The following is a 16016-nucleotide window of genomic DNA, read 5'->3' on the forward strand; positions in this document are numbered from 1 at the left end:
TCAGACCCATGCTCACTCCTATAAGTCGCGCTCGAACGTAGCGGACGGCATGGCACCCGAACCGGTGTACGACGTGTCCGTCTCGATAGACGAACCGCTCGAGGGGACGCTGCTCGTCGGGCTCGCGAACGTCGGACTGGCGGGACTCACGGCCGTCGACTACCTCGTCACCCACCGCGAGTTCGACCGAGTGGGGTACGTTCGATCCCGCGGCCTGCCGGAGATCACCCCGGTCGAAAACGGCGAACCGAGACATCCGATGCGCGTGTACGCGTCGACGCAGATCGACTGCACCGTGTTGCTCAGCGAACTGTTCGTCCCGGTGTGGGCGGCCGACGCGTTCGTCGACGGCGTTCTGGAGTGGGTCAACTCGACCGACATCGACGAGCTGGCCGTCTTTCACGGCGTCCCGTATCCACACGGCCCGGACGAACACGATGTCTTCTCCGTCGCCACGCCGGAGTACAGGGATCGCCGGCTCGCGGAGTCGACCGTCTCGCCGGTCAGCGGGGGCGTCCTCGACGGCGTCGCGGGCGCACTGACGAGACGCAGTCTGGAACGGGAGGCCCCGCCGCTCGGCGCGTTCGTCACCCCGACGCATCCGCCCGGGCCGGACCTCGAGGCGTCACTCCGGTATCTGGAACTGCTGGAAACCGTCTACGGCATCGAAATCGACGACGAACAGCTTCGCGAACGAGCCGCAGAGCTCCAGCGGTACTACGGTGAACTCGCAGATCGAATGGGGGCGCTCGATTCCCAGGCGAACCCCGAGAATCGGAGTTTTCCGGAAGATAGAATGTTCATGTGAACCCGGAAGCGGCGGTGACCAGCACCGCTCGATCAAAAGTCCGAACGGCTACTCGAGCACCGATCGGAACCGCACCGACGCCGAGCGCGTGTCGAGGATCGCCACGGTCCGATCCGCCTCGGATTTCGCCAGGAAGTGTGCGCCGGGATTGAGCACCGTCGTCCGTCCGTCATCGGTGAGCTCGCGCTCGTGGTGGTGGCCGTAACAGACGAAGTCGTACGTCTCGCCGGCGGCGATCGCTTCGACCTCGGCTTTGCTCTCGCCGTGGAGGACTGCAAACGAGAGCCCGTCGAACTCGAGGTCCGCGAACCGACCGTGAAGCTGGCTCTCACCGCCCAGCGAGTCGAAGGCTGCCTGGAGATTGGCGACGTCGCCGTCGTTGTTCCCGAGAACGCCGTGGAGTTCGAACTCCTCGAAGTACGGCACTATCAGCGGAGCGATAAAGTCGCCGCAGTGGATGACAATCTCGACGCCCTCCTCCCGAAAAATCTCGATGGCGCGTTCGGTCGCCTCGGCGTTGTCGTGCGTGTCCGAAATGATGCCGACGTTCATACACCTTCGCGCGCTGGCGAGCCACTAAGACGTTCGGGACGCCACGACGGCAGTGCGGCGATCAGCTCCGCGAGGGATCCGGCTCCGGATTCGTGACGAACTCGAACAGCTCGTCGCCGGTCACCTCGAGCCCCTGCCGGGAGAAGAAACTCGCCACGTTCCGACAGTCCCGCTCGAGAAACTCGCGGCTGTTGGGGTGGTGGACGGTAACGGCCTGCCCGAGGTCGATGAACACGAGTTGGCCCTCGCTTTCGTCGAAGACGACGTTGTACTCGCTCAGGTCGCCGTGGATCAGCCCCGCCGAGTAGAGTCGTCGCATGTACTCGCGCATGACCTCGTAGGCCGTCTGCGGGTTCTCGATAGTGACTTCGCCGAGGCGCTTCGCGCGCCCGTCCTCGGTACCGATGTACTCCATGACCAGCACGTTGCGCTCGGTGGCAAGGGGTTCCGGAACCCGCACGCCGGCCGCCTGCGCGCGCCGGAGGTTCGCGAGTTCCTTCTTGGTCCACGCGAGGACGACGTCCTTCTTCTTGCCGCCCAGACCCTCGAAGCGGGGGTCGCCTTCGAGGTAGTCGCGCATCTGCGTGAAGTTCGAGGCGTTGATCCGGTAGATCTTGACCGCGACCTCGCGGTCGTCGCCCTGCGCGAGGTAGACGTTAGCCTCTTTGCCCGTCGAGAGCGGGCCGCCGAACGCATCGACGTAGCCGTCCTGGACGAGTTTGTACAGCGCCGCCAGCGTCGCGTCGTCGAACACCGACTGCTCGACTTTGAACTGATCGGCGTCTTTGATCCGCTCCTCGAACTGCTCGAACTTCCGATCGCGCTTGCGAGCGATGCGATCGGCGTCGGTCTCCGAGACGTCGATCTCCTCCCACTCGTCGCCCGGGCTCTCGACGTCCTCGAGGTCGACCAGTCCGAACTCCGTTCCCTGTCCCATCTGTCCGGACCTACGCGACGAGTGCGGGTAAATACTGGGTATCGGTCGGCCGGTCTCGAGCCGATGGCGACCGGGCAAGCGCTCGCGTCTTCCTTTTCCGACTGCCCGTCGTAGTAGCGGCAATGAGTCGCACGACCGAACGGTGTCCGACAGTCGAGGGGAACCGATGACGGAGTACGACGTGACGCTCGAGCGGACCGACGGCCCGACCCGGACGATCGCTATCGACGAGGACGAGACGGTACTCGAGGCGGCCCAGCGGGCCGGCGTTCGGCTCCCGTACGATTGTCGGAAAGGAACGTGTATCACCTGCGTCGGTCGGCTGATCGGACTCGAGACGGAAGAGCACGACACCGAGGAAAGCGAAACGGACCGCCCGCTCGAAGTCGCCGATGCATTCACCTATCGACGGTCGCCGGCGGCGCTGACTGACCCCGAACGGGCGGACGGCTACGTCCTGCTGTGTATCGCCTCGCCGCGAGCCGACTGCCGCCTCGAGGTCGGTCCGCGGGTCCGCGCCGAAGTCGGCGACAGTCCCTGGGCATAGGTCCTTCCCGCTCTCGTCACCCCGACCAGATTTATCTACTCGTTCGTGGTCGGTACAGCTATGAGTGATGCTAGCACGCCAGGTGACGTCGAACCGAGCCACGATCACGAGCACCACCACGAGGGACCCGGCTACGCGACGCCCCAGGCCGCGATCGAGGAGGGCGAGCGGGAGGAACTGGCCTACGTGATGGGGCTCTACGTCGGCACCGACGTCGACGCGCCGGACTTCGTCTCGGTCGTCGACCTCGATCCCGACTCGGACACCTACTGCGAGATCGTCGACCGCATCGAACTGCCGAATCGCGGGGACGAACTCCACCACTTCGGGTGGAACGCCTGTTCGTCGTCTTGTCACATGGACGGTCTCGAGCGGCGACACCTGATCGTCCCGGGCCAGCGCTCCTCGCGGATCCACGTGATCGACGCGCAAGACCGGCGGAATCCCGAACTCGAGACGGTGATCGAACCCGAGGAGGTCTTCGAATACGACCTCTCGGCACCGCACACCGTCCACTGCATCCCGGACGGGGAGATCCTGATCAGCATGCTCGGCGACGCCGACGGCGAGTTGCCGGGCGGCTTCCTCGAGTTGAACGAGGACTTCGAAATCGAAGGGCGGTGGGAGCCGCCGGGCGAGATCGAGATGAACTACGACTACTGGTACCAGCCCCGCCAGAACGTGATGGTCTCGAGCGAGTGGGCCGCCCCCAAGACGTACTACCCCGGATTCGACCTCGAGGACGTCGAGGAAGGGAACTACGGTCAGCGGCTCCACTTCTGGGACTGGGAGGCGGGCACCGTCGAGCAGACGATCGATCTCGGCGAGGAGGGGCTGATTCCCCTCGAGGTGCGCTTTCTCCACACCCCCGAATCGACCCACGGGTTCGTGGGAGCCGCGCTCTCGTCGAATATCTTCCACTTCTGGCGCGATGAGAGCGCGGCCGACGGTGACGGAGAGTACCGTGCGGAGAAGGTGATCGACTTCGAGAGCCGGGAGCACGACGACTGGGACATGCCGGTCCCCGCGCTCCCGACGGACATCTTGATCTCGATGGACGATCGGTACCTGTTCGGCTCGAACTGGCTCCACGGCGAGGTCTGGATGTACGATATCTCGGATCCGTCGAACCCGCGGCGAGCCGACTCGCTCTCGGTCGGCGGCACCTTCGGCGAGGTCCAGGAGGTCCAAGGCCGCGAGTTGGCCGCCGGCCCGCAGATGATACAGCTCTCGCTCGACGGCGAACGCCTCTACTGGACCACCTCGCTGTTCTCCTCGTGGGACGACCAGTTCTACCCCGAGGAGTCCGAGCGCGGCTCAGTGATGCTGAAAGCCGACGTCGACCCTCGGAAGGGGACGATGGAACTCGATGAGGACTTCCTCGTCGACTGGGGAGAGTGTCCGGCGGGGCCAGCTCGCGCCCACGAGATCCGGTGGCCCGACGGCGACTGCACGAGCGACGTCTGGCAGTGAGCGGCCGCGAAACCGACATTTGGCCGAGCACATGACGAGCCACGACGTGACCCTCGAGTGGCCGGACGGCCGGACGCGGACCGTCGAGGTCGATGAGAACGAAACGATCCTCGAGGCTGCCGAGTGCGACGGCAGCGTGCTCCCGTACGGCTGTCGGACGGGCGCCTGCGGGACCTGTTCCGGACGGCTGCTCGAGGTCGAAGGGACGCGGCCACCGAATAGCGAGCGCGCCGGAGACGGAGACGCCGACGTGTGTGCCGTCGACGACGCCGTCGCGTATCGCCGGCTGCCACGAGCGCTGAAGGACAGGCATCGGGCGGCCGGCTACGTGCTCCTGTGTATCGCCTCCCCGCGGGCCGACTGTCGGATCGAGGTCGGCTCGAGCGTTCACAGCGAACTGGTGGATAACCCGTGGAAGTGATTCTGTAGATCTTACAGTGTCCGACCCGGCGAAAATATATACTATTGGAATTTTTTAGGAATAAGTATGGTGTCACCTCTCCGCGTCCACACGCTTCCTCCAGCATGGCGATTCGCGCTCATCGGTGCGATAGCCTCGCTACCTGTCACCGCCATTCTAAACTGGCTGCCTAATTCGGAGGGGACCATCGGCGGTGGTATAATGATAATCGGAGCGTTCGTCGCAGGAGTCATCGCCGCAATCCGCTCGTCAAACCCAAGTGCTGCTGGACTCCGCGCTGGTTTTATTGGTGGCGTCCTCGGACTGCTCATATTCATTGCGACAGCAGGTACGACGGCACCATGGTCGCTACGGAGAGTCGTATTTGTCGTCTTCGCCAGTGGACTGGTGGTGTGTGTTGCACCCCTATTCGGTCTCGGATTCGGTCGTGTCGGTGGGTGGGTGGCAAACACCGTTGGCTCCCGATGGACGACCAACGTGGACGCATCATAACGACAGGCTGTCAGACAAAACTCCTGTACTGACCGTTCAAAGCGATCGGTCGATGTTATGAATGAGACAAGCGATGGTGAGTTCGCGGAACTGCTTCTACCACCGTCGTGATCGAACGAACACACAGTCGAAGAGCACTCGAGTGACCCGCGTCGCGAATCCATCCTGTTGCCGGAACCGACCGACCACGATGTCGACTCAAGAGAAGGAGAGCAAACCGATCAAGCCCCAGTCAGTAACGTTAACGGGTCCGAGTGGCAACCCTCGAGCAATGTCTGTCGCCGACGAGGACGAAGAGAATCCCTATCTCCGGGAGCCGCCGACCGACTTCACGCCGGTCGAGGACCTCTCGGAGGACGAGGCCCGCGAGCAGGTCGAACTGCTCCGCGAGGCCATCCGCGAACACGACCGCCGGTACTACGTCGAGAGCGAGCCGCTGATCGCCGATCGGACCTACGACGCGCTTTTTGCCCGACTGCGCGACCTCGAGGAGGAGTTCGATCTCTCTCATCCCGACAGTCCCACCCGAAGCGTCGGCGGCGAGCCGATGGAGGCGTTCGAGACGGTCGAACACGTCGAACCGATGCTCTCGATCGACCAGAGCGGCGAGGAGGAAGACGTGCGGGAGTTCGCGGACCGAGTGCAACGAGAGGTCGGCGATGTCGAATACGTGTGCGAACCCAAGTTCGACGGCGTCTCGATGGAGTTCGTCTACGAGGAAGGCAGCCTCGAGCGGGCAGTCACCCGTGGCGACGGCCGCGAGGGAGACGACGTGACGCGCAACGCGCGCACGATCGGCTCCGTCCCCCAGCGGCTCCACGGCGACCACCCCGACTTTCTCGCCGTGCGGGGCGAGGTCTACATGCCCAAAGACGCCTTCCAGGCGCACAACCGCGAGCGCATCGAGCGCGGCGAGGAACCGTTCGCCAACCCCCGGAACGCGACCGCGGGCACGATCCGCCAGCTCGACCCCTCGGTCGTCGCCGAGCGCCCCCTCGAGGTCTTCTTCTTCGACGTGCTCGAGGCCAGCGACCTCGCGGACTCCCACAGTGCCGAACTCGAGCGGTTCCCTGAGTGGGGGCTCCGTGTCACCGACCACGTCGAACTCGCGGCCGACATCGACGAGGCCGTCGACTACCGCGACCGCATGCTCGAGGCCCGCGACGACCTGAACTACGAGATCGACGGCACCGTGATCAAGGTCGACGACCGCGAGACCCGCGAGGAACTAGGCCGGACCGCGCGCCACGACCGCTACGCGTTCGCCTACAAGTTCCCCGCCCGCGCGGAGGTGACGCCGATCGTCGACGTCGCGCTCCAGGTCGGTCGGACGGGCCGACTGACGCCGGTCGCCCTGCTCGAGCCGGTCGACGTCGGCGGCGTCACGGTGTCGCGAGCGAGCCTGCACAACCCCGAAGAGATCGAAGCGAAGAACGTGAACGTCGGCGACACCGTTCGCGTCCAGCGCGCGGGCGACGTCATCCCCTACGTCGAGGAGGTCGTCGAGAAGGGGAGCGAGGGCCACTACGAGATGCCCGAAACGTGCCCCGTCTGCGACAGCCCCGTCGAGCGCGACGGCCCGATCGCGTTCTGTACCGGCGGGCTGGGCTGTGACGCGCAACTCCGCCGATCGATCGAGTACTACGCCGGCGACGACGGCCTCGACCTCGAGGGGCTCGGCGAGAAGAGCGTCCGCCAGCTGGTCGACGCCGGCTTACTCGAGTCCGTTGCAGACCTCTACGAACTCGATCAGGAGGGACTGCTGGCGCTGGAGGGGTGGGGCGAAACCAGCGCCGAGAACCTCCTGAGCGAAATCGAGGCCAGCCGCGAACCGCCGCTTTCCGACTTCATCTCGGCGCTGGGTATCCCTCACGTCGGGCCGACGACGGCCCGCGAACTCGCCCGCGAACTCGGCAGCTTCGCGGCGTTTCGCGAGGCCGCCGAAGACGACCCCGACCGACTCGAGGACGTCGACGAAATCGGCGACACCGTCGCCGAGACGATCCACGAGTTCTTCGCGAGCGAGGCCAACGCCGCCGTCGTCGACGGCGTGCTCGAGCACGTCTCCCCGCAGGAAGTCGACATCGACACCGGCGGCGACGAACTCGCGGGACTGACCCTCGTCTTTACGGGCTCGCTCGAGGAGATGACCAGAAGCGACGCGCAGGAACTCGTCGAAACCCACGGCGCGAACGCGACCGGGAGCGTCTCCGGCAACACGGACTACCTCGTCGCCGGCGACAATCCGGGCGCGACGAAGCGAGACGACGCCCGGGACGAGGACGTGCCGATCCTCGACGAATCCGAATTTTGGACGCTGCTCGAGGAGGAAGGGATCAGCCTCGAGTAGTCGCTCGAGACGGGTCGTGAGTACTCCCGAGACACTCACTCTCCGTCCGTTTCTAGATTGGCCATCCATCGTGCGGTGGCGCGCGCTATAGTGCGGTGAGTCGACGACGAACCGCACTGCGAACTCGTGCGAGGGATGAGCGAGCGGTGCGAGGCGCGAACACGGTGAGCGCCTCGGATAGCGAACGGTGACTGAAGGGAACCGTGAGCGAGCGAGCGAATCGGTTGGGGAGGGTGTGGCGATTCCCTATTGCCAGCGTGAGCAGAACGCTTCGTGCAAATGTATCCCCCAACGGAGAGAGGATTCCGAGAAAGCGACGCTGACTACCGACGAGTGAGCACCACGAAAACTGCGATCACGGCCACGACGACGCCGATAATCGTCGGGACGAGCTGTCCGGAGCCCCACTCCCAGCCCAACACCTGCGTACCGACGATCGCCACGAGCGCGACGGCCGCGCCGATCGCCGTGACGAGCGGGGACGAGTTCCGACCGAGCGAGAGTGCCATGGTCGTGTGTAGACCGTCTGACACCATGGATCTGGTGGTGAAAACCACTGTGATCGCTCAGGTCGGCAGCCGCTCGGCGATCACCGCCAGCGACTCCCCGCCCTGCACCTCCCCCTCGAGGTCGGGCAGCGTCACCACCTCGAGCCCCGGAAACGTCTCGCGGATTTCGGCGAGCCGTTCCTCGTGGCGCGCCCGCCGCGACTCACAGCGCGGACAGCCCTCGTGGGGGTCCTCGAGCACCCGATTCACCACCAGCCGCTCGACCGACACGCCGGCCTCGCGAAGCCGTTCGACGAGCCGTTCGGACTCCGCGATGGCCATCGCTTCCGGAATCAGGACGACCCGAAACTCGGTCCGCTCGGGATCGGTGAGCAGGTCGCGGGCGCGCTCGAGGCGGGCCTGAAACGCCGCGAGGCTCTCGTCCTCGTCGTCGCGCCGCCCGCCGAGCATCGACATCGGTCCGAGTACCGCCGTCCGGGCCGCCGATCCGATCCGCTTCGCCTGCCCGCGAAGCGACTGGGCCGTCTCGAGCGCGCGTCCCATGGCCCCGGGCATGTCGAACAGCCGCAGGGTGTGGCCCGTCGGCGCGGTGTCGAAGACGACGACGTCCCACTCGCCGGAGTCGACGTACTCGACCAGCAGATCGAGCGCCGCGATCTCGTCGCTGCCGGCCGGCGCGCCGCCCGCAAAGAGTTCCTCGACTTCCGCGTCCGAGAGGCTGATCCCGGCGCTGCGCAGGTCCGCCGCCAGCGCCCGCGCCAGTTTCTCGTAGCGCTCTCGCTGCGTTTCGGGATCGATCTCGACCGCCCACAGACGTCCCGATTGGTCGTCCTCGGTCTCGAGCGGCGCGGCCGTCTCGGCACCTTCGAGTAGAGTGGGTGCCTCGAGTTCGGTCGGCTCCGGTCCGATATCGGCCTCGAGCGAGTCGGCGAGCGAGTGAGCGGGGTCGGTCGAGACGACGAGCGTCCGCCGGCCCGCGGCGGCCAGCGAGAGCCCGGTGGCCGCGGCGCAGGTCGTCTTACCGACGCCGCCCTTGCCGCCGTAGCAGATGCAGTCGGTCACGGGGTCGTATACGGCCGGAAGAAACCTAAACCGATTGCCACGGTTGATGGAGTGTCATCGCTGGCGATCGGACTTTCGGTCGGGACTCGAGCGTGAAACGCAAGAGAGAAGCAGTCGCGCGTCAGTTCACAGGTCGACGCGATCGAACCGCCAGAGCGCGATCGCGAGCGGGACGACGATCCAGGCCAGCAGGATGATAAAGGAGAACCAGTCCTGAAGGAAAAACGGCAGTTGACCGCCGAACATTTCCTCGCTCAACTGGGCCTGCAGTTGGATCGAGTCGACGTCAGTGACCAGTGTCAGGACGCGTCTAAATGCTTCGCCGGGATCGAGATTGATGATGAAGTACGCCCAATTCGGGAGACGTTCGACTTGTACCTCCTGTCCCTGAAATTCGGTGGTGTAGGTCACGGTATCGAAGAAGAGGATCTCTCGATCTGCCAACAGCCCGAACACCCCCGATAGACTATTCCAGATGACGTAGAACAGGAGAAAGATACTGAACATCGCGGCGCCGGCGATCGTCGTCGAGCGGGTCAGGGACGAGAGCGAGACGGCGATACTCGTGTACGCAACGCCGTAGATGATCGACATCGCGAGGAGGCCGACGTAGTCCACGATGTCGAAGCCACCGAGCAACGCAGCGACGACGGCGGCGGCGAGCACGAACCCGACGGTCAACGAGAGCGAGAGGACAGCCGATCGACCGATCAGTTTCCCGAGCAGGACGTCCTTCCGGGAGTGGGGGAGCGAGAGCATAACCTTGATGCTCCCGCTCTCGCGCTCGCCGGCGATCGATTTCCAGCCGAGCACCAGCGCGATCAGCGGGATCACGATTCGTGTGATCTCACTGGCCAACGACACGAGCATATTGGTCGTCGCTCCTTGCGCTGCGAGATCCTCACCGAAGTACGCGAGCGATCCCGTGATACCGACCAGCAGCAGGAAGAAGAACGCACTCAGACCCCAGAACAGCCACGAGCGAACCGCGTCCTGGAAGTCCTTCTTCGCGACCGCGCGGACGCTCTCGAGGTTGATCGAACTCGAGGTCGATCCGCCCGAATCCACCGATCCCGTTCCGGTACTCGTATCGGTGCTCATCGCGCGTGCACCTCCGTTCCGGTGTCGGTCGTATACGACTGGAAGACGTCCTCGAGCGACGCTTCGGTCGTCTCGAAGTCCTGAATCTCGATGCCGCGGTCCTCGAGCGCGGAGAGAACGGCCGTCTTGGAGCCGTCGACGGCGACGACGATCGTCGGCGGGTTCTGCCCCTGGACGGTGGCGTCACTGACGTCGGGGAGCGAGCGGACCGCCTGCAGCGCGTCGTCGTCGATCCGATCGACGGTGACGCGTAGCGTCGTCCCGCCTTCGACGGAGTCGCGCAGTCCCTCGACGGAGTCGACGGCGACCATCTCGCCGTCCCGGAGGATGCCGACGCGGTCGCAGACCGCCTCGACCTGCTCCATGATGTGACTCGAGAAGAAGACGGTCGCGCCCCGTTCGTTCTCTTTGCGGACGATCTCGCGCATCTCGCGGGCCCCGTTAGGGTCGAGTCCGGTCGAGGGCTCGTCGAGGATCAGCAGGTCCGGCTCGCCGACCAGCGCCATCGCGAGCATGAGCCGCTGGGCCATCCCCTTCGAATACCCGCCGGCCTTCCTGTCGATGGCGTCGACGAGGCCGACCCGCTCGAGCAGCGCCTCGGGGTCGTCGTCGGCGTCCTTCGAGTCGATCGCGAACTCGAGGTGCTGGCGGGCGGTCAGCCGGTCGTACAACTCGACGCCCTCGGGGAGAACCCCGGTTCGCTGCCGGATGTCCCGACTGTACCGCTGGGCGTCCATTCCGAGAACGCTAACTTCGCCCGCCGTCGGGCGGGCGAAATCGAGAATGATGTTGATCGTCGTCGACTTCCCGGCGCCGTTGGGACCGAGGAAACCGAACACCTCGCCCTCTTCGACCCGGAAGGAGAGGTCATCGAGTGCGACGGTTTGACCAAACGACTTGGTCAGGTTGTCGACTGTAATAGCGGGCATGACAGAGTGGTCGTAGCGTTGCCCGATAAGGTTTGTGACATCCTCGTTACAGTTGTATTCAACGGTTACCGGCCGTTACGCGCCAATATCGCCGATTTGGGCGTGAATGGTTGTCATACTTATATCGGATCGTCGGGCTCGTGCTGTTCGGCCGTCCGTTCGACCTCCGTGGCGTAGCGTTCGCGGGTTTCCTCGTCGGTCACCGGCTCGAGTTCGTCGTCGGGGATCTCCGCGGCCGCGGTGACCGCCGACCCAGTTTGCAGCGACGTCGCGGATCGCTCCCGTTGCTGGTAGCGCGAGCCGTCGGGTGTCGCGTAGACGATCGTCACGAGGTTGCGGTCGTCGAACGTTCGTTCGACGAGCCAGCACCGAACCGTCGAGTCACTCATACGCGTCAAGTCGGGGTCAAGCACCGAGAAAGTACCGTGTCGAACCCGTCCCAACGGTGTCGAGCCCCGTCTGACGGTATTGGATCCGCCCCGAAGGCGCGCCCTACTCGCGCGAACGGGCACCGACGTACTTGAGGGTCGACGGTGGAGCAGTGATGACGATCATCGATGGCCGAGACCAGAACGGAGCGCGTCGCGCAGTGGAGCGAGCACGCCGATCAGCTGTGTGACGAGGGAGAGAGGGTCGAGCGACGCGTCGACCTCGAGAGCGCGACGGTCGTCGTCACGAACCGTCGCGTCATGACGTTCGTCCCGGACGCGGACGGACCGGGGTTTCGCCACGCCGAGCGGCCGAACGTCGGAACCGTGAGCGTCGAAACGGTCGACCGGCTCCGTCGACTCTGCTGGGGAATCGCCGCCGCTTTCGTCGGCGTCGGGTTGCTCGAGGCGGCGAGGGCCGTCAGCTTCGTCGATTACGTTCCGGCGTCCGGCCTTCAGGACACCGGCCCGCTCCCGGACTCGGACCCTCTCGAGCGCCTCGTCGACGGCGCGCTCTCGGCGATCGAAACGGCCCTCCTGGTGCTCGACTGGGCCGTTCTCCTGAGCGGCGGCGTCGCGCTGGCCGTCGCCGCCGCCCTCGTCTGGCGTTACGTCCGCTCGCGTTCGCGCCGGCTCGTCCTGCGGGTGCGCGGCGGGACCGACCTCATAGTTCCCGTCAGCCGGGCCGATCTCGAGGCCGGCCTGACCGCCGAGATCGAGACCGCGATTCGACCGAAAGCGGCGTCAGCATCGGCGTCTGCGTCGGCGTCACCGTCAGCGCCCGTGTCGGCATCGACGCTCGAGGGAAGCACCGATACCGACGGCGGTCGCGGCGAGGGGCTGCGGGACGACCCGCGCGGTGACGAGCGGGCTCGAGCGGACCGACCCAACGCGGAGTGGCTCGGGGACGAGGAGTCAGGCTGAAACCTCCTGACTCCGTAGGGCGGCCGATGAACGCCGACGCGGTTCGCGAGCGCGCCGGGTCGTTGCCCCGAGAGCCCGGCGTCTACCAGTTCCGGGAGGACGGAACCACACTCTACGTCGGGAAAGCGGTCGATCTCCGCAGTCGGGTCCGGTCCTACGCCGATCCCCGAAGCGCGCGGATCCGCCGGATGGTCGACCGCGCCGACGGGATCGAGATCGCCGTCACCGACACCGAGACGCAGGCGCTGCTGCTCGAGGCGAACCTGATCAAGCGCCACCAGCCCCGCTACAACGTCCGGCTCAAGGACGACAAGTCGTATCCGATGGTCCAACTGACGGCCCACGACGCCCCGCGGATCGAGATCACGCGGGACCCGGACGAGTCCGCAACGGTCTTCGGCCCCTACACCAGCAAAGTGCAGGTCGAGACCGTCGTGAAGGCCCTGCGGGAGACGTACGGCGTGCGGGGCTGTTCGGACCACAAGTACGCGGGCCGCGAGCGGCCGTGTCTGGACTACGAGATGGGGCTGTGTACCGCGCCCTGCACCCGAGAAATCGACCTCGAGAGCTACGCGCAGGACGTCACCGCCGTCGAGCGCTTCCTCGAGGGCGAGACTGGAATCCTCACGGACCCGCTACGCCGGGAGATGGAAGCCGCCGCCGAGGAGCAGAACTTCGAGCGCGCGGCGAACCTGCGGGACCGACTCGAGACCGTCGCGGCCTTCCACGGCGAAGGCGGCGAGGCGGTTCAGTCGACCGGTGACGAGCGGGGCGTCGACGTGCTCGGCGTCGCCATCGAGGGCGAGGACGCGACCGTCGCCCGGCTGCGCGCGGAGCACGGTAAACTGATCGACCGGGACCGGCACACGCTCGAGGCACCCGGCTCCGCGGGGGTCGACGCCGACGGCGAGGCTGACGGCGTCTCCGCCGTGCTCGCCGCCTTCATCGTCCAGTACTACGCAGAACGCGAGCTTCCGGACGCCCTGCTTCTGCCCGAACGACACGGCGACGAGGAGGTCGCGGCCTGGCTCGAGGCGGAGGGCGTCTCGGTCCGCGTCCCGGGTGCGGGCCGGGAGGCCAAACTCGTCGAACTCGCGCTGAAGAACGCCCGGCGCAACGTGGGTCGACGCGACGAGTGCGGGATGCTCGCGGACGCCCTCGAGATCGACTCGGCCCGGCGGATCGAGGGCTTCGACGTGAGCCACGCCCAGGGGAAATCGGCGGTCGGGAGCGACGTCACCTTCGTCGACGGCAGCGCCGAGAAGAGCGACTATCGCCGAAAGAAGCTCACCGACCAGAACGACGATTACGACAACATGCGCGCCCTGCTCGAGTGGCGCGCCAGCCGCGCCGTCGAGGACCGCGACGACCGGCCGGATCCCGATCTGCTGTTGATCGACGGCGGCGAGGGCCAGCTCGAGGCCGCCCGCGACGCGCTCGAGGCGGTCGGCTGGGACGTGCCCGCCGTGGCGCTGGCGAAGGCCGAGGAGCGCGTGGTCACGCCCCGTCGGACGTTCTCGTGGCCGAGCGATGCGCCGCATCTGCACCTCCTCCAGCGCGTGCGAGACGAGGCCCACCGCTTTGCCGTGCAGTATCACCAGACTATCCGCGACGAGGTCAAGACGGTGCTCGACGACGTGCAGGGAGTCGGCCCCGAAACCAGAAAACGACTTCTGGGGCGGTTCGGCAGCGTCGAGAACGTTCGCGAGGCGAGCCTCGAGGACCTTCGGAGCGTCGAGGGGATCGGCGAGAAGACGGCCGAGACGATTAAGTCGCGGCTCTAACATCAGCAGAGCTCGTCTCTTTGCCGCACTCTCCATCTGAGAACGGGACAGTGTGTTCTGGAGGGATTGGGTGAGACGAAGCGTCCTGCGGTCGTGGCAACAGGGAATCGCCACGCCCTCCCCAGCCGATTTCTACTCACGGGCCGAAGGCCGTTCGTATGGTTCGCGGGACCGTCGGTCCCGCGCTAACGTTCGGTCGCTCTGCTCCCTCACTCATCCCTCGCGCAACGTCATCGGCCACCCTCACTGATGTTCGGTCGGCCTGCTCACGGATCACTTCGTTCTCCGTCTGCTCACGGGTCTTCGACCCGTTCGCATGGTTCGCGGGACCTCCGGTCCCGCGCTATTCGCTTTCGAGGCGCTCCCGTCGTCTTCGCGCGGCGACGCCGCGCGAATGGTCTGCGAGACCTCCGGTCTCGCACTAGTCACGCCTCGCCGACAGCGCGCGCCACCGCACGCCGGATGGTCGGTCTGGAGTAAGACGTGGTACCCCTTCACTGAGCAGGACAACGACCGGAGGACGTGACTCGAGAGCAGCAACGGAACGATCGGTCCGAACCGGCCGTCGGATCCGATCCCGCGACCGTTGCGACGGCAAGGACAGGGCTATCCTCGCCCACGGCCCATGCGACTATATGGCAGACAACGACGACATCGACGACCTGCTCGACGAACTCGACAGCCAGGGCGACCTCGAGACATCTCAGCAAGTACTGTCGCTCCGAACCGAGAGCCGGCGATACGACAAGCCGGTGACGATCATCGAGGGCTTCGACCTCACGAAGTCGGAAATCGAATCGACCGCCTCGGACCTCAAGAGTTCGCTCGGGACTGGCGGAACGGTCGACGAAGGTCGCATCGAACTGCAGGGAGACCACCGCGATCGCGTCCCGGACCTGCTTCGGGACCGAGGGTTCGACGTTCGGGAGTGAGACCCTCCGGGAGCGGCTCCGCTCTACCCGCGTGTTGTGCGACGACCGAGTCACGGCTCCGTCGGCGCGGTCGCCTCGTTGCAGCGTATTATTTATGTCCCACGTTCGATGATGAGGTATGAACGTTCGATCCGCGACGTCCGACGACTTCGAGGCGATCACCGCCGTCGCCCGCGACACCTGGCACGAGACGTACGACGAACTCGAGGCCGACATGATCGATCGGACCGTCGACGACTGGTACACCGACGACTCGATGCCGCTCGAGGCACCCGGGACGGTCGTCCTCGTCGCCGAGCGCGCGGAGCGACGGTCCGCGGATGGGAGTCGGACGGAGTCCGACGAACGCGACGGTGACCTCGTCGGCTTCACCCACGCGGTCGTCCAGGGCGAGACGGCCGACATTCTCCGGATGTACGTCCACCCGGACCACCAGGGCGAGGGGATCGGCTCCGAACTCCACGAGCGGCTGATGGCGGAGATCGAATCCCAGGAGGCCGAGCGGGTCCGATCGTTCGACTTCGCGTTCAACGACGCCAGCCGCGCCTTCTACGAGGGACTCGGCTTCGAGCAGACCGACGAGGGAGAGGTCGAAATCGACGGCGAGTTCTACCCCGAGGCGGTCTACACGCTCGAGCTGTAGGCGGCGGTTTCCTCCGGTCGGAACCGGCTCGAGCGAGGGATCGGTCGTCCGCGAGGACGGGCTCGTTCCCGGCCGGTAGCGATACCTAACACAGTGGGGTGATACCACTTTGGCACTTGCTGTC

General features: G+C 65.8%; 17 protein-coding genes. 10 read left to right on the forward strand and 7 right to left on the reverse strand.

Annotated elements, in window-relative coordinates; translation table 11 throughout:
* The first annotated feature begins 49 nt into the window (after positions 1-49).
* On the forward strand, positions 50-808 hold the full coding sequence (locus LDH74_RS15970) for a PAC2 family protein (protein ID WP_226039689.1): 759 nt from the start codon (positions 50-52) through the stop codon (positions 806-808).
* Between the two features lie 48 nt (positions 809-856).
* Here LDH74_RS15970 and LDH74_RS15975 read toward each other — a convergent pair whose 3' ends face one another.
* Both LDH74_RS15975 and rio1 read right to left on the reverse strand, forming a co-directional pair.
* Entirely contained in the window at positions 857-1360 is a 504-nt protein-coding gene (locus tag LDH74_RS15975; RefSeq protein ID WP_226039690.1) for a metallophosphoesterase, read from the reverse strand.
* 61 nt (positions 1361-1421) lie between these two features.
* Positions 1422-2297, reverse strand: a complete 876-nt coding sequence (rio1, locus tag LDH74_RS15980; RefSeq protein ID WP_226039691.1) for a serine/threonine-protein kinase Rio1 — start codon at positions 2295-2297, stop codon at positions 1422-1424.
* Between the two features lie 166 nt (positions 2298-2463).
* Here rio1 and LDH74_RS15985 point away from each other — a divergent pair, with 166 nt between their 5' ends.
* From LDH74_RS15985 to ligA, 5 genes are all read left to right on the forward strand, one after another.
* Entirely contained in the window at positions 2464-2844 is a 381-nt protein-coding gene (locus LDH74_RS15985) for a 2Fe-2S iron-sulfur cluster-binding protein (RefSeq protein WP_226039692.1), read from the forward strand.
* A 60-nt stretch (positions 2845-2904) separates the two neighbouring features.
* The gene (locus LDH74_RS15990) at positions 2905-4317 is read left to right on the forward strand and encodes a selenium-binding family protein (RefSeq protein ID WP_226039693.1); all 1413 of its coding nucleotides are present in this window, start codon (positions 2905-2907) and stop codon (positions 4315-4317) included.
* Positions 4318-4348: 31 nt separating this feature from the next.
* Complete coding sequence (locus LDH74_RS15995) at positions 4349-4738, forward strand: 2Fe-2S iron-sulfur cluster-binding protein (protein ID WP_226039694.1); 390 nt, start codon at positions 4349-4351, stop codon at positions 4736-4738.
* Positions 4739-4804: 66 nt separating this feature from the next.
* Positions 4805-5230 (forward strand): DUF5518 domain-containing protein, encoded by a 426-nt coding sequence (locus tag LDH74_RS16000; protein ID WP_226039695.1) that lies wholly within the window; start codon positions 4805-4807, stop codon positions 5228-5230.
* Between the two features lie 271 nt (positions 5231-5501).
* Positions 5502-7580: an NAD-dependent DNA ligase LigA gene (gene ligA / locus LDH74_RS16005; RefSeq protein WP_226039696.1), complete on the forward strand. Its 2079-nt coding sequence runs from the start codon at positions 5502-5504 to the stop codon at positions 7578-7580.
* Positions 7581-7903: 323 nt separating this feature from the next.
* Here the strand turns inward: ligA and LDH74_RS16010 are convergent, their stop codons facing one another.
* The 5 genes from LDH74_RS16010 to LDH74_RS16030 form a co-directional block, all read right to left on the reverse strand.
* Positions 7904-8089, reverse strand: a complete 186-nt coding sequence (locus LDH74_RS16010) for a multidrug transporter (protein WP_226039697.1) — start codon at positions 8087-8089, stop codon at positions 7904-7906.
* Between the two features lie 57 nt (positions 8090-8146).
* Entirely contained in the window at positions 8147-9151 is a 1005-nt protein-coding gene (locus LDH74_RS16015) for a TRC40/GET3/ArsA family transport-energizing ATPase (protein ID WP_226039698.1), read from the reverse strand.
* A 126-nt stretch (positions 9152-9277) separates the two neighbouring features.
* On the reverse strand, positions 9278-10252 hold the full coding sequence (locus LDH74_RS16020; protein WP_226039699.1) for an ABC transporter permease: 975 nt from the start codon (positions 10250-10252) through the stop codon (positions 9278-9280).
* Positions 10249-11181, reverse strand: coding sequence for an ABC transporter ATP-binding protein (locus tag LDH74_RS16025; RefSeq protein WP_226039700.1), 933 nt, complete (start codon positions 11179-11181; stop codon positions 10249-10251). The genes LDH74_RS16020 and LDH74_RS16025 overlap by 4 nt, the downstream gene beginning before the upstream one ends.
* Positions 11182-11300: 119 nt before the next feature.
* Entirely contained in the window at positions 11301-11570 is a 270-nt protein-coding gene (locus LDH74_RS16030; RefSeq protein ID WP_226039701.1) for a hypothetical protein, read from the reverse strand.
* Between the two features lie 168 nt (positions 11571-11738).
* Here LDH74_RS16030 and LDH74_RS16035 point away from each other — a divergent pair, with 168 nt between their 5' ends.
* The 4 genes from LDH74_RS16035 (at position 11739) to LDH74_RS16050 (ending at position 15892) form a co-directional block, all read left to right on the forward strand.
* Positions 11739-12533 carry a hypothetical protein gene (locus LDH74_RS16035; protein WP_226039702.1) on the forward strand — a complete coding sequence of 265 codons (795 nt, stop codon included), beginning with the start codon at positions 11739-11741 and terminating at the stop codon, positions 12531-12533.
* 26 nt (positions 12534-12559) lie between these two features.
* Positions 12560-14317, forward strand: a complete 1758-nt coding sequence (locus LDH74_RS16040) for an excinuclease ABC subunit C (RefSeq protein WP_226039703.1) — start codon at positions 12560-12562, stop codon at positions 14315-14317.
* 635 nt (positions 14318-14952) lie between these two features.
* Positions 14953-15249 (forward strand): translation initiation factor, encoded by a 297-nt coding sequence (locus LDH74_RS16045; RefSeq protein WP_226039704.1) that lies wholly within the window; start codon positions 14953-14955, stop codon positions 15247-15249.
* 118 nt (positions 15250-15367) lie between these two features.
* Positions 15368-15892: a GNAT family N-acetyltransferase gene (locus tag LDH74_RS16050; RefSeq protein ID WP_226039705.1), complete on the forward strand. Its 525-nt coding sequence runs from the start codon at positions 15368-15370 to the stop codon at positions 15890-15892.
* Positions 15893-16016: the final 124 nt, after the last annotated feature.

The organism is Natrinema sp. DC36 (assembly GCF_020405225.1).
In the GTDB taxonomy this organism is placed as follows: Archaea; Halobacteriota; Halobacteria; order Halobacteriales; family Natrialbaceae; genus Natrinema.

Bases quoted from the DNA above. Each gene is read 5' to 3' on its own strand.
- LDH74_RS15970 (WP_226039689.1), top strand. From the start codon at position 50: ATGGCACCCGAACCGGTGTACGACGTGTCCGTCTCGATAGACGAACCG.
- LDH74_RS15975 (WP_226039690.1), bottom strand. From the start codon at position 1,360: ATGAACGTCGGCATCATTTCGGACACGCACGACAACGCCGAGGCGACC.
- rio1 (WP_226039691.1), bottom strand. From the start codon at position 2,297: ATGGGACAGGGAACGGAGTTCGGACTGGTCGACCTCGAGGACGTCGAG.
- LDH74_RS15985 (WP_226039692.1), top strand. From the start codon at position 2,464: ATGACGGAGTACGACGTGACGCTCGAGCGGACCGACGGCCCGACCCGG.
- LDH74_RS15990 (WP_226039693.1), top strand. From the start codon at position 2,905: ATGAGTGATGCTAGCACGCCAGGTGACGTCGAACCGAGCCACGATCAC.
- LDH74_RS15995 (WP_226039694.1), top strand. From the start codon at position 4,349: ATGACGAGCCACGACGTGACCCTCGAGTGGCCGGACGGCCGGACGCGG.
- LDH74_RS16000 (WP_226039695.1), top strand. From the start codon at position 4,805: ATGGTGTCACCTCTCCGCGTCCACACGCTTCCTCCAGCATGGCGATTC.
- ligA (WP_226039696.1), top strand. From the start codon at position 5,502: ATGTCTGTCGCCGACGAGGACGAAGAGAATCCCTATCTCCGGGAGCCG.
- LDH74_RS16010 (WP_226039697.1), bottom strand. From the start codon at position 8,089: ATGGCACTCTCGCTCGGTCGGAACTCGTCCCCGCTCGTCACGGCGATC.
- LDH74_RS16020 (WP_226039699.1), bottom strand. From the start codon at position 10,252: ATGAGCACCGATACGAGTACCGGAACGGGATCGGTGGATTCGGGCGGA.
- LDH74_RS16025 (WP_226039700.1), bottom strand. From the start codon at position 11,181: ATGCCCGCTATTACAGTCGACAACCTGACCAAGTCGTTTGGTCAAACC.
- LDH74_RS16030 (WP_226039701.1), bottom strand. From the start codon at position 11,570: ATGAGTGACTCGACGGTTCGGTGCTGGCTCGTCGAACGAACGTTCGAC.
- LDH74_RS16035 (WP_226039702.1), top strand. From the start codon at position 11,739: ATGGCCGAGACCAGAACGGAGCGCGTCGCGCAGTGGAGCGAGCACGCC.
- LDH74_RS16040 (WP_226039703.1), top strand. From the start codon at position 12,560: ATGAACGCCGACGCGGTTCGCGAGCGCGCCGGGTCGTTGCCCCGAGAG.
- LDH74_RS16045 (WP_226039704.1), top strand. From the start codon at position 14,953: ATGGCAGACAACGACGACATCGACGACCTGCTCGACGAACTCGACAGC.
- LDH74_RS16050 (WP_226039705.1), top strand. From the start codon at position 15,368: ATGAACGTTCGATCCGCGACGTCCGACGACTTCGAGGCGATCACCGCC.